Below are 17,006 nucleotides of genomic sequence, written 5' to 3' on the forward strand. Positions count from 1 at the left end.
GGAGCACCCGAGGAGGACGTCATGACCGAGCAGACCGCCACCGCCACCGAACGACCGCGGATCGTCGTCGGGGTGGGGCCCGAGGAGGTCGAGTCGGCGCTGGCCTTCGCGGCCGAGGAGGCCGTGCGCGCCGGCTGCGGGCTGCACCTCGTGCACGCCGTCAGCCTCGTCCCGCCCGGTCCCGACACCGTGCTCCTGCCCTCCAGCGATCTCGAGACGTGGGGTGCCGAGCGGCTCGCCGACGCCGTCAAGGAGGCCGACGACCTCGTCGAGCGCGCCGTGCCCGTCACCCACGAGATCTGCCGCGGCACGCCCGTGGGCGCGCTCGTCGAGGCGGGTCGCTCCGCCCGCATGGTCGTCCTCGAGCACCGGCACCTGTCCCGGCTCTCGCGCATCGTGAACCGCACGGTCGCAGGCGGCGTGGCCGCCCACCTGCGGGTGCCGGTCGTCGCCGTGCCGAGCGGTTGGCACGACCGGGAGCGCCGGGGCGTCGTCGTGGCGGGCGTGGACGTGCCGGAGCGCTCGGAGGAGGTGCTGCGCGCCGCGCTGGCCGAGGCACACGCCCGGGGTGCCCGACTGCGGGTCGTGCACTCCTGGTCGCTGCCGGGCCCCTACGAGGAGGCGATCCCGCCCGAGGAGGGCCACCGCTGGTCCGAGCGGTCGAGGGCCGAGGTACGCGCCGCGCTCGACGCCCTCGGCGACCTGTCCGCAGCGATGGACGCCGAGGTCGAGGTCGTCCGCGGACGCGTCGCCGAGGCCCTGGTCGAGGCGTCCGCCGACGCGGAGCTGCTGGTCATCGGACGCCACGACCCCCTCGTGCCCATCGGGTCGCACGTCGGACCCGTGGCTCGGGCGGTCCTCAGGGAGGCCAGCTGCCCGGTGCTGCTCGCGAGCCCGCGGCCGCACCGGGCGGCGTACCACCCGTGAGGCGTCGGCGGACGCCTCAGCCGCGACCGAGGAGCCGCGACAGCAGGCCGCCGCCGGAGCCGGCGGCCGACTTCTCCGCCGCGGTGTGCTGGCCGTTGCACCACTCCTTCGCGGGCACGCCGGCCTTGACCTGACCGATGTGCTGGCCGCAGCCGGCCCAGGTGGTCTTGCCGCAGGTCTTGCATCGAACAGCTCGGCACATGGTGGAGCTCCTTCTGGTGTGGGTGGGGGATCGTCAGACGAGGGCGTGCAGTGCGAGGGCCGCGGTGTAGGCCGCGACGGCCAGCACGAGGGCGGCGAAGGCGGTCGAGAGCAGCCGGGTGTCGAGGCGGTCGGCCAGGCGTGCTCCGGCGACGGCGGTCACCGTGGACGCCACGGTGAGCGCGGCCACCAGCGTCCAGTCGGGCGAGACCCCGGCGCCGGCGCGCGCCGCGAGGGCGACGGCGCTGGTGATCGCGATGACCACCAGCGACGTGCCGGCGGCGAAGTCGATGGGCAGGCTCAGTGCCAGCAGCAGGGCCGGCACGACGAGGAAGCCGCCACCGACGCCGAGGAAGCCGGTGAGCAGTCCGACCACCGTCGCCGTCACGAGGACCTTCAGGGCGCGCGGGCACTGGCACGCGAAGGTCGGGCTGAAGGTGATGATCGGGTCGTCGATGACCAGGCGGCCGGCGCTCCTGTGGGCCGGCGCCGCGTGCCGGCCACGCCACTGGCGTACGGCGAGCACCCCGCCGACGACCAGCATGAGCACGGCGAAGGCGGCCAGCAGCACCGCCTCGGGCACAGCGCTCGAGGCCCGGGCGCCGGCGACCGCGCCGCCGGTGGCGACGAGACCGAAGGCCACGCCGCGTCCGAGCAGGACGTTGCCGGCGCGGTGCGCGGTCACGGCACCGGCGAGCGAGGTCACCGCCACCACCACGAGCGAGCCGGTGGTGGCCTGCGCCGGCCCCTGGCCGAGGGCCACGAGCACCGGGACCGCGAGGATGGAGCCCCCGCCGCCCAGCGCGCCCAGGCTGAGCCCGATGAGCGCGCCGGCGACGACAGCGAGGGCGACCAGGACCGGCAGGGTCACGCCTCGGGTCCCACCAGGTGCAGCCCGACCTGCTCGGCGTTGTCGAACGAGTCGTCGATGGCCACGAGCGTGCGGCCCGCGGCGTCGAGCATCGAGGCGGCGACCGACGCGCGGTAGCCGCCGGCGCAGTGCACCCACACCTCGCCGGAGGGGACGTCGTCCATGCGGTCCCACAGCTCGTGCAGCGGGACGTTGACCGCGCCGTCGATGCGGGCGTCGTCGTGCTCGTCCGCCCGGCGCACGTCGAGGACGACGACCTCGCGGTGGTGGCGGACCTGGGCCAGGTCGGCGAAGGTCGCCGTCGCGAACGAGCGGAGCTCGCCGTCGCTCCAGTCCGCGGGGCCCCCGGTCGCCTGGGCCGCGGGACGGTCGATGCCGATGCGCACCAGCTCGCGCTGCGCCTCGGCGACGTCCTCGGGGGTCTCGCCGAGCAGCGTGATCGGCGTGCCCCAGGCGACGAGCCAGCCGAGGTAGGTCGCGAAGCCGCCGTCGAGGCCGAAGTTCAGCGTGCCGGGCGCGTGCCCGGCGGCGAACGCCGTGCGGTTGCGCAGGTCGACCACCCACTCGCCGGCCTCGATGCGACGGCGGAGCTCGGCGGCGTCGGCCACCGCCGGGGGAGACAGGTCCGGCTCGGACGGTCCGGCGGCGTTGGCCGGCGCCATGTGGGCGTAGTAGGTCGGCCAGGGTCCGAGGCCGGCCAGCAGCTCCTCCACGTAGGTCTGCTCGTCCTGGGTGAGGACCGGGTTGGACTGCTTCTCGCGACCGATGGTCGACGACGTGGCGTCCGACTGGGTGGCCGAGCAGAACGACCCGAAGCCGTGGGTGGGGTAGACCTCCGCCTCGTCGGACAGCAGGTCGACGAGCCGGTGGGCCGAAGCGTGCTGGTGGTGCACGAGCGCCTGGGTGTGCTCGGGCCCGAGCAGGTCGGGACGTCCGGTCGCGCCGTAGAGCAGGGACCCGCCGGAGAAGACGCCGATGTGTCCGTCGCCGTCGGCAGCGCCGTCGCTGAGGAGGTAGGAGAGGTGGGTGAACGTGTGGCCGGGGGTTGCCAGCGCGGTGATGCGCATACGTCCACCCACCTCGATGACGTCTCCGTCCGCTACGGGGGTGCGGGAGAAGGAGACGTCGTCCTCGCCGTTGACGAGGTACTGGGCACCGGCGCGCTGCGCGAGCGCGAGGCCGCCGGTGACGTAGTCGTTGTGGATGTGGGTCTCGAAGACGTGCGTCAGGCGTACGCCGTGCTCCTCGAGCAGGGACAGGACCCGGTCGATGTCGCGCTGCGGGTCGACCACGAGCGCGACCTCCCCGTCGTGGACGAGGTAGCTGCGGTCGCCGAGCGTCGGCGTCTCGATCACGAGGACGGTCAGGTCGGTCATCACAGGCCCACCTTCACCGCGCGGCCGGAGGCGATCCAGCCCCGGGTGCCCCCGGCGACGGAGACGGCGTCGAAGCCCTGGGCGACGAGCAGGTCGGTCATCGCCTTGGAGCGGTTGCCCGAGGCGCAGATGACGTGGACCCGGCTCGAGCGGTCGAGCTCGCCGAGGCGGGACGCCAGCTGGCCCATCGGCACCAGGACGGCGCCGGGCACGTGGCCCTGGGCGTACTCGGCGCGCTCGCGGACGTCGACGGTGGTGCCGTCCTCGCGCGCCGCGGCGAACTCCTCGATGGTGATCTCGGGCGTGGGCTGTGACATGCGAATCCTCTCCGGGTGGGGACGTCGATCCTGTCGCTGGATACCCTAGGGGGTATATCGGGACAATGCAAAAACACCCCGGGGGGTATGCTTGTTCCCATGGCCACCTACACGCTGTCCGTCGAGGTCGACCGCCCCTACGCGGAGGCGCTGGACGCCGCCCGCGCCGCCCTCGCCGACCAAGGGTTCGGGATCCTCACCGAGATCGACCTCGCCGCCACGATGAAGGCCAAGCTCGGCGTCGACCTGCCCCCGCAGGTCATCCTCGGCGCCTGCCGGCCGCCGCTGGCCTACGAGGCGATCCAGGTCGACCCGTCGATCGCGGCCGTGCTGCCGTGCAACGTCGTCGTACGCTCCCTCGACGAGGCCACCACGCTGGTGGAGGCCTTCGACCCCGACGCGATGATGGGCCTGGCCGACTCGGGCGCGCTCGACTCCGTCGCCGCTGACGCCAAGCAGCGGCTCCGTGCGGCACTCGCCGCGCTGGACGCACCCACCGACCCCGTCCAGGAGGACTGATGCAGCTCGACCCCGACGAGATGACGCCGGTCATCAACCGCATCAAGCGCGCCCAGGGCCAGCTCGCGGGCGTGCTGCGCCTGCTGGAGGAGGGGCGCGAGTGCGAGGACGTCGTCATGCAGCTGGCGGCCGTCTCCAAGGCGCTCGACCGCGCCGGCTTCGCGATCGTCGCCTCCGGCCTGCAGCAGTGCCTGGTCGCCGGCGACGGTGAGATGGACAGCCTCGACGTGAAGAAGATGGAGAAGCTCTTCCTCTCCCTGGCCTGAACGGCTGCCGGGTCCCCGGCGCTGGTGCCGTCGCCCGGGCGCGACCGTAGTGTCGGTCGCTGAGGGAGAGGAGCACGCATGAGGGAGTGGATGCAGAGGTGGCGCCAGCGCGTCGACGAACGGCTCGGTGACCCGATCTGGTGGAACGACGTCCTGCAGCTGGTCAAGACGGTGCTCGCCGCTGTGGCCGCATGGGTCATCGCGGCGAGCCTGCTGGAGCTGCCGCAGCCGTTCCTAGCGCCCTGGGCGGCGCTGCTGGTGGTGCACGCCACGGTCTACCGCACGTTCTCCAAGGGCATGCAGCAGGTCGCCGCGACGGTGGTCGCGGTGGTGCTGGCGAGCGTCGTGGGGCGGGCGCTCGGGCTGGACGCCTGGGCGCTGACGGTGCTGCTCGCGATCGCGCTGGTGCTGGGGGCCGTCCCGTGGCTGGGTGCGGAGGCCACCACCATCGCCACGACGGCGTTGGTGGTCCTCACCACGGGGTTCGAGAGTGACGTCCTGATCATCTCGCGCCTCCTGGACACCGCGATCGGCGTCGGCGTGGGCCTGCTGGTCAACGTGATCGTGTGGCCTCCGCTGCGCCGGCACACGGCCGCCAAGGCACTGGACCGGATCGACGACCAGATCGGCGAGCTGCTCGTTGACATGGCCGGCGGCCTGGGCGACGGGTGCCAGGACGAGGACGTGGCCGGCTGGATCGAGCGCACCCGCGACATCGACGCCGACCTCGACCAGGCCTGGGCGCTGGTGCGCCAGGCGCAGGAGAGCGCCCGGCTCAACCCGAGGCGGCAGGCGCGGGCGATGCGCAACCCGGAGCAGTGGCACGGCCTGCTGCGCCGCCTGGAGCAGGCGGTCGCCGAGACCCGCAGCCTCGCCCGCACGCTCGGTGGCCAGCGCTCGCACCGGGAGACGTGGGGCGAGGGCTTCGCCGATCCGTGGATCTCGATGCTCCACGACGCCGGTCGCGCGACCGGGGACGCCGACCCCGACGCCCTGCTCGACGTACGGGCCCGGCTCGAGGGGCTCACCGACGCGCTGCGCTCCACCGAGCGCTCGGCCGAGTGGCCGGTCTACGGCGCGCTGATCATCAACCTGCGCAACATCATCGACTCGATGGACCGGGTCGCGGAGGCGCAGCCGATTGGCGGTCCGGGTCTGCCGCTGCGCGTGCCCGTACGCCGGCGCGGAACATCCTGAGACGGATCGAGCCCCCGACCGGTGCGGTCGGGGGCTCGATCTCTCCAGGGTGAGTAACGGGACTCGAACCCGCGACATCCGCCACCACAAGGCGGCGCTCTACCAGCTGAGCTATACCCACCATGTCCCGCGGCGCTCGCGCCGTGGACGACGAGAAGTGTAGGGCACTCAGTCCGCGGACCCGGAATCGGGAGCCGCGTCCTCGCCGAGACCGGTGAGCTGGCCGCCGTGGCGGGCCGCGATGTCCTTGGCCCGGGCGCTGTCCGGGCCGGGCTGCGGCACGAAGACGGCCTCGCGGTAGTAGCGCAGCTCCTCGATGCTCTCCTGGATGTCGGCGAGCGCCCGGTGGTTGCCGCGCTTGGTCGGAGCCGCGAAGTAGGCGCGGGGATACCACCGCCGCGAGAGCTCCTTGATCGAGGAGACGTCGACGATGCGGTAGTGCAGGAACGACTCCAGGCCGGGCATGTCCCGGGCGAGGAAGGCGCGGTCGGTGGCGACGGTGTTGCCGGCCAGCGGGGGCCGGCTGCCGTCGGGGCAATGCTCCTTGACGTAGGCGAGCACCTGCTCCTCGGCCTCGGCAAGCGTCGTACCGGTGGCCAGCTCGTCGAGGAGGCCGGACTTCTCGTGCATCGACCGGACGAACTCGACCATCTGGTCCAGCGACTCCTGCGGCGGCTTGACGATGACGTCGATGCCCTCACCCAGCACGTTGAGCTCGAAGTCCGTCACGAGGGCCGCCACCTCGATGAGCGCGTCCGCGCCCAGGTCGAGGCCGGTCATCTCGCAGTCGATCCACACCAGTCTGTCGTTCACGACGGGCCACCCTACTGGGGTGCTCTCAGCCTCGGCTCAGCCTGACCTCCTAGGGTCAGGGGTGCAGCACTTGCAGGTCAGCACACCGATCGACGAAGGAAGCCTCGATGGCGCAGAAGAAGAGCTCGCACCGGACCGCCGAGGAGAAGGCGGCGACCGCCGCCAAGCGGGAGGCTCGGCGCGCGCGCACGGAGCGCGCCCGCGCGCAGGCCGAGGAACGGCGCAAGAAGGCCAAGCGCAAGGAGCAGCTCACCCGCTACGGCCTCATCGTCGGGGTGCTCGTGCTCGTCGTGGGCGGCTACTTCCTCTTCACCAACCTCGGCTCCGACAAGCCGGACACCCCGCCGGCGGGCGCGAGCGACGACTACGGCCTGGTCGTGGGTGAGGCCGACGCCCCGAAGTCGATCGTCATCTACGAGGACTTCCTCTGCCCCTTCTGCGGGCAGCTCGAGCAGACCGTCGGCGACCAGCTCGACGAGCAGGTCGAGGCCGGCGAGGTGAACGTCGAGTACCGGCCGCTGCCGTTCCTGTCGCGTATCAGCGACTACTCGCCCGAGGCCGCCAACGCCTTCGCGGTGGTGCTCGACGAGTCCGGACCGGAGGTCGCCAAGGCGTTCCACGACCTGCTCTTCGACAACCAGCCGTCCGAGTCCGGCCCGTTCCCCGACGAGGACCAGCTCGTCGAGTGGGCTGTCGAGGCAGGCGCCGAGGAGGACGCCGTACGCCCCGGCATCGAGGACATGACGTTCGAGGGCTGGGTCGACGCGGCGGGCGACGCAGCGTCGGACGCGGGCATCGACTCGACCCCGACCGTGCTCATCGACGGCGAGCGTGTCGAGGGCGAGACCCTCGCCGAGATCGCCGAGGCGATGGTCGGGCCGACGGGCTGACGCCCTGCTCTGGGACACTGCGGGGCGTGAGCCTCCAGTCCTTCATCGCCGGCCTGCCCAAGGCCGAGCTGCACGTGCACCACGTCGGGTCGGCGTCGCCGCGGATCGTCTCCGAGCTCGCGGCGCGCCACCCCGACGCGGTGTCCCGTCGGACCTCGACGAGCTGCGGCGCTTCTTCACCTTCCGCGACTTCGCGCACTTCATCGACGTCTACCTCGCCGTGGTCGACCTCGTCCGCACGCCCGAGGACGTCCGGCTGCTGACCTACGAGGTGGCCCGCGAGATGGCCGAGGGGCAACGACTCCGCTACGCCGAGCTCACCTGCACCCCCTACACCTCGGTGGTGCGCGGCATCGCGATCGAGGCCTACACGGAGGCGATCGAGGACGCCCGCGTGGCCGCCGAGCGTGACTTCGGGCTCGTGCTGCGGTGGATCTACGACATCCCCGGCGAGTCGGGCGTCCCGGCCGCCGACGCGACCCTCTCGTACGCGCTGGAGCACCGCACCGACGCGCTGGTGGGCTTCGGGCTCGGGGGCCCCGAGGTCGGGGTGCCGCGCGCCCAGTTCGAGGAGCACTTCACCCGAGCGCGCGCCGCCGGACTGCGGTCGGTGCCGCACGCGGGAGAGACCACCGGTCCGGAGACGGTCTGGGACTCCTTGCGCCTGCTCGGCGCGGAGCGCATCGGCCACGGCGTGTCGGCCGCCCAGGACCCGGAGCTGCTCGCCCACCTCGCCGACAGCGGAGTGGTGCTCGAGGTGTGCCCGACGTCCAACATCGCGACCCGGGCCGTCGACCGGATCGAGGAGCACCCGCTCCGCACGTTCGTCGAGGCGGGCGTGCGCGTCACGATCAACTCCGACGACCCGCCGATGTTCGCGACGTCGCTCAACCAGGACTACGAGGTGGCCGCCGGGCTGCTCGACCTCGACGAGCAGGGAGTGGCCCACCTGGCCCGCGCGGCCGTCGACGCGTCGTTCGCCCCCGACGACGTCAAGGCGCGGGTCGCCGCCGAGATCGACGCCCACGTCGTGACGTGGCAGGAGGGCCGCTGACGCGGAATCTCCCTGGTCAGGACTCCGCGTTGCGCCGCTCGGCGCGGTGGGTCGGCTTCGGCGTGCTGGTGGGGTCGAGCGCGGCCATGACGTACAGGAGCGCGCCGATCCCGGCGAGGACGCCGATCACGGTCAGCAGGGACGAGCTCATGTCGTACGACATCGAGTACCTCGGTGTTCTCGGGTGATCGGGCGGGGGATCTCCACGTCGGTACCCGTACGGGGGAGGCGCATGAGCGCCCTCCACCCCCAGGGCTGGGCTTCACGGGGGTAAACGGGAGTCGGACACGTGTCGTACCCGAAGGGGTATGACCAGGGCGTCGACGTCGTGTGACGGTCGGGAGCAGGGGGTGGCACCAGCTGCCCTGCGGGAGGCGTCCACTCGGAGGGAAACAGAACATGTCACACGTCACGCATGCAGCGCAGCGGCTCGTCGGAGGATTCGTCATCGCGCTCGCGATGTCCGTCGGGCTCGTCTCGTTCACGACCGGTTCCGCGGCCGCGGCCGAGGTCACGAGCCGCTCGGTGGTCGGGAAGTCCGACGCCGGCAAGATCACGAGCAAGGTCGTGGGTCGCACGTCGGAGGGCGACCGGGTCACCGGCACGTTCACCCCGATCAAGACCGTCAACCGCGACGGTGTGCTCTACATGAAGGGCTTCCTCGAGGGTCGCATCAAGGACGCCGGGCCCGACACCAGGTTCTCGGGCGTCGAGCTCATCCCGGTCAAGAAGATCAACGGCCAGTCGGTCACCAGCGAGCGCGCTGCCGCCGGCGCCGCCGCTTGCGACGTGCTCAACCTGGTGCTGGGCCCCCTCGACCTCAACCTGCTCGGTCTCGAGATCAACCTCAAGCGCGTCGTGCTCGACATCATCGCGGTGCCCGGGGCCGGCAACCTGCTCGGCAACCTGCTCTGCGCCGTCGCCGGTCTCCTGGACGGCGGACCGCTGGCCGGGCTCCTCGGCCAGCTGCAGACCCTGCTCAACCAGATCCTGGGCCTGCTCAACCTCGGCGTCTGACACTCGGCGCCCGTACGCAGTGACGGCCCGGGCCGGGGGACGAGTCCTCCGGCCCGGGCCGTCGCCCGTACGCGGTGTGCGGCCCCGCTACCTCATACGTGACGGGGCCTGACGACATCCTGACGGCGCGCGGCTCGGCCTCGTCGGAGGTCTACGGGCGTGTCGAGCCGCACCATGAAGGCAGTTCATGCCGGTTACCGAGGATGTCACGCTCGGCAGGCAGCACGGGGTTGCGAACTGCCTGCATGATGCGGTGGTGAGCGGATCCGACGTCAGCGCCCCCGGCAGGACTCGAACCTGCAACCCACGGATTAGAAGGCCGTTGCGCTATCCGTTGCGCCACGGGGGCCGGTGTCCAGTATCCCAGCACCGGCCGGGCCCACGGCCCACGAGGTCGTCGTGAGGCGCGGGCCCGGCGTCGCAAGGGCGGAGATCGTCAGGCGGTGGCCGGCTGGGCGTCCGTCGACGACCCGGACTCCTCGCGCCACACGGTGCGCCCGCGCGGGGCGTCGTACACCTCCTGGTCGAGGATGCCCTCGCGCTTGGCGACGATCGTCGGCACCAGCGCCTGGCCGGTCACGTTGACCGCCGTGCGACCCATGTCGAGGATCGGGTCGATGGCGAGCAGGAGCCCGACGCCCTCGAGCGGCAGCCCGAGGGTGGACAGCGTCAGGGTGAGCATGACCGTCGCGCCGGTGACGCCCGCGGTGGCCGCCGAGCCGATCACCGAGACGAAGGCGATCAGCACGTAGTCGGTGACCGACAGGTCGAGGCCGAAGAACTGCGCGACGAAGATCGCCGAGATCGCGGGGTAGATCGAGGCGCAGCCGTCCATCTTGGTCGTCGCGCCGAGCGGCACCGCGAAGGAGGCGTACGAGCGCGGGACACCGAGGTTGCGCTCGGTCACCGACTCCGTCAGCGGCATCGTGCCCACCGACGAGCGGGACACGAAGGCCAGCGAGATGGCGGGCCACGCTCCGGAGAAGAACTGCCGCACGGACAGGCCGTTGAGGCGCAGCAGCGCCGGGTAGACGCCGGCGATCACGAGGGCCAGCCCGGCGTAGACCGCCACCGTGAACATGCCCAGGGAGCCGAGGGCGTCCCAGCCGTAGCTCGCCACGGCGTTGCCGAGCAGGCCGACGGTCGCGACCGGGGCGAGCAGGATGATCCACCACAGCACCTTCTGCACGACCGCGAGCGCAGAGCGCACGAAGGCCAGGAACGGCTCGGCCGCCTCGCCGACCTGGAGCGTCGCGATGCCGACGGCGATGGACACGACGAGGATCTGCAGCACGTTGAACGACAGGCCCACGGAGCCGTCGCTGCTCGCGGAGCCCTCGAGGCCGAGCACGTTGGCCGGGACCAGACCGGTGAGGAAGTCGAGCCACGACCCGGTCGTCGAGGGCGCGGACGCCGCATCGGAGGTGACGCTGGTGTGGTCGCCCGGCTGCAGCACCAGGCCCAGGACGATGCCGATGACGACGGCGATGAGGGCGGTGATCGCGAACCAGGCGAGCGTCCGCCCGGCGAGGCGGGCGGCGCCCGTGACGTCACGCAGGTTGGCGATCGAGGCGACGATCGCGAGGAAGACGAGCGGCGGGACCACGGCGCGCAGCAGCGTCACGAACGTGCTGCCGATGGTGGCGAGGGCCTCGGTGAGCCAGTTGGGGTCGATCTCGCCGGTCGTGGCGTCGACGCCGTCGGCGCCCATGCTGCGCGCGACCAGGCCGAGCGCGACGCCGAGCACCAGGCCGGCCAGGACCTGGACGCCGAAGGAGGGCAGGCGGAAGCGGGTGCGCTTCTCGTCCGCGGTGACAGGGGTACTCATGGAATGGCAGCCTTTCGGGACCGCCCGGTCGCGACCGGGCGGGGACGCAGGAGGTTCGAGGTCAGTCGAGTGTGCGTCCGAGGCGACACAGCGCGCTCTCGGTGCGGGCGAGGTCGACGGCGCGGCGCTGCGTCAGCAGCTCGCCCACGGTGGTGGGCCGGCTCGTCGGGGCAGAGCAGGGTGCGCGCACGTCCGGCACAACCGAACGTGGTCGGCACCCATTCCGTGGTTCGGGTCACAGCGCCGCGGCTCACCGCGCCAGCAGCACCATGACCTCGTAGTGGGCCGTGTGCGGGAACATGTCGAGCACCCTCGCCTCGACCGGGCGCAGCGAGGGCATGACCGCGAGGTCGCGCGCCAGCGACTCGGCGTTGCACGAGGAGTAGACGACGTGCCGCACGCCGGACTCCTCCAGCCACCCGGCGAGGTCCGCGCCGATCCCGCGCCGGGGCGGGTTCACCACCACCAGGTCGGGCACCTGGTTGGAGGCACGGGCGTACGCGGTCGCGTCCGCCGCGACGAAGCGCGCCTCGACGCCGAGGTCGGCCGCCGTACGCGTCGCCGCGTCGACCGCGTCGGCCGACACCTCGACCCCGAGGACGTCTCGACCCGGTGCCGCGAGGTGGAGCGCGAACCCGCCGACGCCGCAGTAGAGGTCCCACACGGTGCGGACATCGGGGAGCGCGTCCACCCACGCCCGCGCCTGGTCGTACAACGCCTCGGCGACGAGCGTGTTGGTCTGGAAGAACGACCGCGGCCCGAGCCGGAGCGTCACCCCGGTGGCGAGGCGCATCGGCAGTGTCGCGTGCTCGGTGAGCACGATCTCCCGCTCACCCTCGAGCACCGCCTTGTGCTCGGGCTGCACGTTGACCGTCACCACCCGCAGTCCCGGCACGGCCTCGAGCAGCGCAGGGAGCCGGGACCGTACGCGTGCCTCGAGGGCGGTCGAGCGCATCACCAGCCGCAGCAGCATCTCGCCGTCGGGCGACTCGGTGAGCAGGACGTGCTTGAGCTCGCCCGAGCGAGTCGCGACGTGGTAGGGCACGAGCCCGGCGTCACTGACCCAGGCGGCGATCCGGTCGAGGGCGATCGTCATGGCGGGGGAGTGCAGCCCGCAGTCGCGCAGGTCGACCCCCGCCAGGTCGCGGTCGAGGATGCCGAGGGTCGGGGCCTCGACCGTGCCGCCGACCGCCATCTTGGCCTTGTTGCGGAAGCCGGCGTCGGGTCCCGCGACCGTGGGCAGCCACGTGGGCGCGTCGACGAGCGACCGGGCGTGCTGCTCCTTGTCGCTCAGCTGCCGGGTGCGCGAGACCTCCAGCAGCGTGCAGGAGCGGCACCGGAAGGCGTCGTAGTGGTGGCAGTCCACCTCAGCGGAGCCGGCCCATCCACTCCTCGACGTCGGCCGACGTGCGGGGGAGCGACGCCGAGAGGTTCCGGTGGCCGTCGGCCGTGACGAGGATGTCGTCCTCGATGCGGATGCCGATGCCGCGCAGCTCCTCGGGCACCAGCAGGTCGTCCTCCTGGAAGTAGAGACCCGGCTCGACCGTCAGCACCATGCCCTCGGCGAGGTCACCCTTCGGGTAGATGTCGGCCGAGGAGCGACCGCAGTCGTGGACGTCCATGCCGAGCATGTGCGAGGTGCCGTGGAGGGTCCAGCGGGCGTAGACCTTCGACTCCGGGTCGAGCGCCTCCTCCGGAGAGACCGGCAGCAGCTGCAGGTCGGCGAGGCCGTGGGCGAGCACCTCCATCGCCGCGTGGTGGGCGGCGAGGAACGGGACGCCCGGGCGTACGGCGTCGATGCCGGCCTGCTGGGCCTGGTGGACCAGGTCGTAGAGATCGCGCTGGAGCGGGGTGAAGGTGCCGTCGACGGGCAGGGTGCGGGTGACGTCGGCGGTGTAGAGGTTGTGGCCCTCGACGCCCATGTCGAGCAGCACCAGCTTGCCGGGCTCGATGGAGCCGGTGTTGTCGATCCAGTGCAGCGTCGTGGCGTGCGAGCCTCCGGCGCAGATCGAGTCGTAGCCGATGTCGTTGCCCATGGCGCGGGCGCGGCGGAAGAACGTGCCCTCGATCCAGCGCTCGCCGAACTCGAGGACGCGGTCCCACTCGCGCACGGAGTCCTCGAAGCCGAGGGCGGTGATGTCGCACGCCTGCTGCAGCTCGCCGACCTCCCAGTCGTCCTTCACGAGCCGGAGCTCGTCGGCGACGCGGGCGAGGTCCTCGTCGCGGGTCAGGTCGCGGGTCTTGCGGTCGTCGTCGAAGGACGGCAGGTCCTTGACGTGGCGCACCTCGATGCCGAGCGAGTCGGAGATCTCCTGCGCCGACGGGCGCCGCCCGGCCCACAGCTCGCCGTACTGGCGGTCGCGGAAGAACTCGTCGGTGTCGCGCTCCGAGCGTGGGCGCGCGTAGAGGACCGACTCGCCGTCCTCGATGACCAGGACCGCGTCGGAGGTCTGGTTGCCCGAGAAGTAGGTGTGGGCGGTGTCGGGCCGGAACCGGTAGTCAGTGTCGTTGGCGCGCACCTTGTAGGTGCCGGCGGGCAGCACCAGCCGGTCCTCGGGGAAGGCCTCGGCGAGCCTCGCCCGACGCGTCGCGGCGAGGTCGGCGACCGGGTGGCGCGGCACGTCGAGCTCGCGGTCGCCCCAGCCCTGGCGCATGAACGCGGCGTAGGCCGCCGGCACTGCGGGGTCGTGCGACTCTGTCTTCGGCTCGGTGCTCTCGGGGGTCGTCTGCTCGCTCACGCGGTCACTGTACGCCCGGCGACGCGGGGGCAGCGGGCCCGCTCCGTTAGGGTCGGACCCATGCACAGAGGCCGCCGCGACAGTGTCGCGTTCACCGTGGTCGTGGCGGCCCTGGTGCTCCTCGGCGGCCTGGTCATGGCGTTCGTCGTCGCCTTGTCTGGTGCACCCGGCAGCCTCGCCCTCGCGGCGCTGGTCGCCGCGGTCCCCGTCGGGCCGCTCGTCGGCTGCTTCATGTGGCTCGACCGCTACGAGCCCGAGCCGCGCAACCTGCTCGTCGCCGGGCTGCTGTGGGGCGCGTTCGCCGCGACGGGAGCCGCACTCGTCTTCCAGGGGCTCGGCCTGGTCGGTGGCGCCAGCGAGCGCGACAGCCTCGCCGTCGTCGCCCCGGTCACCGAGGAGCTCACCAAGGGCGCGTTCCTCATGCTCCTGCTGTGGTGGCGGCGCCACGAGCTGGACGGCGTGCTCGACGGCATCGTGTACGCCGGCATGGTGGGCGTCGGGTTCGCCTTCACCGAGAACATCCTCTACCTCGCCGCCGCCTACGACGGGACCGACGGCCTCGGCCCCGGTGGCACCGAGGCGCTGACCGTCACCTTCGTCCTGCGGTGCCTGGTCAGCCCGTTCGCCCACCCGTTCTTCACCGCGTTCATCGGCATCGGTGTGGGGCTCGCCATCGCCTCGCGCCGGACGAGCGTGCGGCTGCTCGCGCCGCTCGTCGGCTTCGCGCTCGCTGCGCTCCTCCACGGCGTCTGGAACTCCTCGACGCTCTCGGGGACCGGCAGCTTCCTCGTGGTCTACGGCACGCTGATGTTCCCGGCGTTCGTCGGCGTGGTCGCGTTCGCGGTCTACCGGCGCCGCTCGGAGCGCCCGCTCCTCACCGAGGCCCTCCGCGACGCCGCCGACCGCGGCCTGCTGCCGGCCACCGACATCCCGTGGCTAGTCGACCTGCCGGCCCGCCGCCACGCCCGGCGCTGGGCCCGCCACCACGGCGGCCCCCAGGCCGAGCGCGGGATGCGCGAGTACCAGGCCGTCGCGATCGAGCTCGGTTACCTGCACCACCGCTACCTGCGCGGCACCGCGCCCGACGACTTCGCCGTGCGCGGCCAGGAGCACGTCGAGGAGCTGCGCCGGATCCGCCCCTACATCTCCTTCCCCGGACAGGTGGTACCCACCCGATGACCGAGTCGAGCCCCGACCAGACCCCCTTCCCGGGGCGGCGTACGGCTGACACGACCACCGCGATGGTGACCGCGCTGGTGCGGCTGCGCGGCGCTCTCCAGGAGGCGCGGCTGCCGCTCGAGCTCCCTGGTGCGGCCGAGCAGCGCGCGTCGCGCTCGGAGATGGTCGACCAGCTCGAGGACTACGTCATCCCGCGGCTGATGACCCTCGACGCGCCGTTGCTCGCCGTCGTCGGCGGGTCCACCGGTGCAGGCAAGTCGACGCTGGTCAACTCGCTCGTCGGCACCCGCGTGACCACCCCCGGCGTGCTGCGCCCGACCACCCGCTCGCCGGTCCTCGTGCACCACCCCGACGACGCCAAGTGGTTCGGCCAGGACCGGCTGCTCCCCGAGCTCGAGCGGGTGGACCGCCAGACCAACGACCCCGGCGCGCTCCAGCTGGTGCCGTCGCCGGCGATGGCGCCCGGGCTCGCGATCCTCGACGCCCCCGACATCGACTCCGTCGAGGAGCAGAACCGCGTCCTCGCCGCCCAGCTCCTCGCCGCGGCCGACCTGTGGCTGTTCGTCACCTCGGCCGCCCGCTACGCCGACCAGGTGCCGTGGGAGTTCCTCCGCAAGGCCGCGGAGCGCTCGGCCGCCGTCGCCATCGTCCTCGACCGCACCGCGCCCGACGCGGTCGACACCATCTCCACCCACCTCGCCCGGATGCTCGCGAGCCGGGGGCTGAAGGACTCGCCGCTCTTCGTGGTCGAGGAGGGCGAGGTCTCCGAGCTGGGCCTCCTGCCCGCGTCGTCCATCCTCGAGATCCGGCAGTGGCTCCGGGCGCTTGCCGACGACCAGGAGGCCCGCAGCTCCGTCGTCCAGCAGACCCTCGACGGCGCGATCCGCACCCTCGGGCGACGTACGCACACCGTCGCCGACGCGGCCACCGAGCAGGTCGACGCCGTGCGCCGGCTCCGCGAGGACGCCAACGAGGCCTACGACCGCGCGATCACCGCGGTCGGCGAGGCCTCGGCCGACGGCTCGCTGCTGCGCGGCGAGGTGCTCGCCCGGTGGCAGGAGTTCGTCGGCACCGGCGAGCTGCTCCGCAGCCTGGAGACCCGCGTCGGCTGGCTGCGCGACCGCGTGGTCAACGCCGTCAAGGGCAAGCCCCAGCAGGCCGAGCGGGTGAGCGTGGCGGTGGAGTCCGGCCTCGAGACGCTGATCCTCGAGCACGCGGAGGCCGCCGCCGAGCGTGCGGAGGCGTCGTGGCGCAGCACCGCGGCCGGGCAGGTCCTGCTGCGCGACGCGGGCGAGGACCTCGGCCGCGCCTCGCGCGACTTCCGGCGCCGCGCCGAGCGGGCCGTGCGCGACTGGCAGGGCGACGTGCTCGAGATGGTCCGCAGCGAGGGTGCCGACAAGCGCTCGACCGCTCGCTTCCTGGCCTTCGGCGTCAACGGGCTGTCCGTCGCGCTGATGGTCGTCGTCTTCGCCCACACCGCCGGGGTCACCGGCGCCGAGGCGGGCATCGCCGGCGGCTCCGCGGTCCTGGGCCAGAAGCTCCTCGAGGCCGTCTTCGGCGACCAGGCTGTCCGCTCGCTCGCCGAGCGCGCGCGGCGTCAGCTGGAGGTCTCGATGGGCGAGCTGCTCGACGCCGAGCGCCGCCGCTACACCGACCTGCTCGACAGCCTCCAGATCTCCCCGGAGAGCCCCGAGCGGATGCGGGCCGCGGCCCGCAAGGTCGACGACCTGCGCTATGCCGCAACGCACACGCCTGTGGTTTCGGACACCGGCGAGGCCGCGCCCTAGGGTTGGGGGAGAAGCAGTCCGTCCAA

18 protein-coding genes and 2 tRNA genes are annotated in these 17,006 nt (G+C 72.6%); 9 read left to right on the forward strand and 11 right to left on the reverse strand.

Annotated elements, in window-relative coordinates:
* The first annotated feature begins 21 nt into the window (after positions 1-21).
* On the forward strand, positions 22-927 hold the full coding sequence (locus tag IE200_RS15745; RefSeq protein WP_191280438.1) for a universal stress protein: 906 nt from the start codon (positions 22-24) through the stop codon (positions 925-927).
* A gap of 16 nt (positions 928-943) precedes the next feature.
* On the opposite strand, the gene IE200_RS15750 is transcribed toward IE200_RS15745, so the two are convergent.
* The 4 genes from IE200_RS15750 to IE200_RS15765 are packed head-to-tail and all read right to left on the reverse strand — an operon-like array spanning position 944 to position 3,692.
* Complete coding sequence (locus tag IE200_RS15750) at positions 944-1,129, reverse strand: hypothetical protein (RefSeq protein ID WP_191280439.1); 186 nt, start codon at positions 1,127-1,129, stop codon at positions 944-946.
* Positions 1,130-1,162: 33 nt separating this feature from the next.
* Positions 1,163-1,999, reverse strand: coding sequence for a sulfite exporter TauE/SafE family protein (locus IE200_RS15755; RefSeq protein ID WP_191280440.1), 837 nt, complete (start codon positions 1,997-1,999; stop codon positions 1,163-1,165).
* On the reverse strand, positions 1,996-3,375 hold the full coding sequence (locus IE200_RS15760) for an MBL fold metallo-hydrolase (RefSeq protein WP_191280441.1): 1,380 nt from the start codon (positions 3,373-3,375) through the stop codon (positions 1,996-1,998). The genes IE200_RS15755 and IE200_RS15760 overlap by 4 nt, the downstream gene beginning before the upstream one ends.
* Positions 3,375-3,692: a rhodanese-like domain-containing protein gene (locus tag IE200_RS15765; protein WP_191280442.1), complete on the reverse strand. Its 318-nt coding sequence runs from the start codon at positions 3,690-3,692 to the stop codon at positions 3,375-3,377. Before IE200_RS15765 ends, IE200_RS15760 begins: the two co-directional genes overlap by 1 nt.
* 99 nt (positions 3,693-3,791) lie before the next feature.
* On the opposite strand from IE200_RS15765, the gene IE200_RS15770 reads away from it, so the two are divergent.
* From IE200_RS15770 to IE200_RS15780, 3 genes are all read left to right on the forward strand, one after another.
* Positions 3,792-4,211 (forward strand): DUF302 domain-containing protein, encoded by a 420-nt coding sequence (locus IE200_RS15770; RefSeq protein WP_191280443.1) that lies wholly within the window; start codon positions 3,792-3,794, stop codon positions 4,209-4,211.
* Positions 4,211-4,477: a metal-sensitive transcriptional regulator gene (locus tag IE200_RS15775; RefSeq protein WP_191280444.1), complete on the forward strand. Its 267-nt coding sequence runs from the start codon at positions 4,211-4,213 to the stop codon at positions 4,475-4,477. The genes IE200_RS15770 and IE200_RS15775 overlap by 1 nt, the downstream gene beginning before the upstream one ends.
* A gap of 78 nt (positions 4,478-4,555) precedes the next feature.
* Positions 4,556-5,674: an FUSC family protein gene (locus tag IE200_RS15780; RefSeq protein WP_191280445.1), complete on the forward strand. Its 1,119-nt coding sequence runs from the start codon at positions 4,556-4,558 to the stop codon at positions 5,672-5,674.
* 48 nt (positions 5,675-5,722) lie between these two features.
* Here the strand turns inward: IE200_RS15780 and IE200_RS15785 are convergent.
* Positions 5,723-5,795 (reverse strand) — tRNA-His (locus tag IE200_RS15785).
* A 47-nt stretch (positions 5,796-5,842) separates the two neighbouring features.
* Positions 5,843-6,487 (reverse strand): oligoribonuclease, encoded by a 645-nt coding sequence (orn, locus tag IE200_RS15790; protein ID WP_191280446.1) that lies wholly within the window; start codon positions 6,485-6,487, stop codon positions 5,843-5,845.
* Between the two features lie 107 nt (positions 6,488-6,594).
* Between orn and IE200_RS15795 the strand changes: the two genes are divergently transcribed.
* Both IE200_RS15795 and add read left to right on the forward strand, forming a co-directional pair.
* On the forward strand, positions 6,595-7,377 hold the full coding sequence (locus IE200_RS15795; RefSeq protein WP_191280447.1) for a DsbA family protein: 783 nt from the start codon (positions 6,595-6,597) through the stop codon (positions 7,375-7,377).
* Positions 7,319-8,431, forward strand: coding sequence for an adenosine deaminase (gene add, locus IE200_RS15800; RefSeq protein ID WP_308433015.1), 1,113 nt, complete (start codon positions 7,319-7,321; stop codon positions 8,429-8,431). The genes IE200_RS15795 and add overlap by 59 nt, the downstream gene beginning before the upstream one ends.
* Before the next feature lie 16 nt (positions 8,432-8,447).
* Here add and IE200_RS20820 read toward each other — a convergent pair whose 3' ends face one another.
* Positions 8,448-8,594, reverse strand: coding sequence for a hypothetical protein (locus IE200_RS20820; RefSeq protein WP_229856639.1), 147 nt, complete (start codon positions 8,592-8,594; stop codon positions 8,448-8,450).
* A 236-nt stretch (positions 8,595-8,830) separates the two neighbouring features.
* Here IE200_RS20820 and IE200_RS15805 point away from each other — a divergent pair, with 236 nt between their 5' ends.
* Positions 8,831-9,448 (forward strand): ABC transporter substrate-binding protein, encoded by a 618-nt coding sequence (locus IE200_RS15805; RefSeq protein ID WP_191280448.1) that lies wholly within the window; start codon positions 8,831-8,833, stop codon positions 9,446-9,448.
* A gap of 276 nt (positions 9,449-9,724) precedes the next feature.
* On the opposite strand, the gene IE200_RS15810 is transcribed toward IE200_RS15805, so the two are convergent.
* The 4 genes from IE200_RS15810 to IE200_RS15825 form a co-directional block, all read right to left on the reverse strand.
* Positions 9,725-9,797 (reverse strand) — tRNA-Arg (locus tag IE200_RS15810).
* An 87-nt stretch (positions 9,798-9,884) separates the two neighbouring features.
* Entirely contained in the window at positions 9,885-11,276 is a 1,392-nt protein-coding gene (locus IE200_RS15815; RefSeq protein ID WP_191280449.1) for a dicarboxylate/amino acid:cation symporter, read from the reverse strand.
* Between the two features lie 250 nt (positions 11,277-11,526).
* The gene (gene rlmC / locus IE200_RS15820; protein ID WP_191280450.1) at positions 11,527-12,642 is read right to left on the reverse strand and encodes a 23S rRNA (uracil(747)-C(5))-methyltransferase RlmC; all 1,116 of its coding nucleotides are present in this window, start codon (positions 12,640-12,642) and stop codon (positions 11,527-11,529) included.
* Between the two features lies 1 nt (position 12,643).
* A complete protein-coding gene (locus IE200_RS15825) occupies positions 12,644-14,014 on the reverse strand; it encodes an aminopeptidase P family protein (protein WP_229856641.1) in 1,371 nt (456 codons plus the stop codon).
* A 60-nt stretch (positions 14,015-14,074) separates the two neighbouring features.
* Here IE200_RS15825 and IE200_RS15830 point away from each other — a divergent pair, with 60 nt between their 5' ends.
* On the forward strand, positions 14,075-15,193 hold the full coding sequence (locus IE200_RS15830) for a PrsW family intramembrane metalloprotease (RefSeq protein ID WP_191280451.1): 1,119 nt from the start codon (positions 14,075-14,077) through the stop codon (positions 15,191-15,193).
* Positions 15,190-16,980, forward strand: a complete 1,791-nt coding sequence (locus IE200_RS15835) for a dynamin family protein (protein ID WP_229856643.1) — start codon at positions 15,190-15,192, stop codon at positions 16,978-16,980. Before IE200_RS15830 ends, IE200_RS15835 begins: the two co-directional genes overlap by 4 nt.
* Positions 16,981-17,006: the final 26 nt, after the last annotated feature.

Source organism: Nocardioides flavus (ex Wang et al. 2016) (genome assembly GCF_014653115.1).
GTDB classification, from domain to species: Bacteria; Actinomycetota; Actinomycetes; order Propionibacteriales; family Nocardioidaceae; genus Nocardioides; species Nocardioides flavus.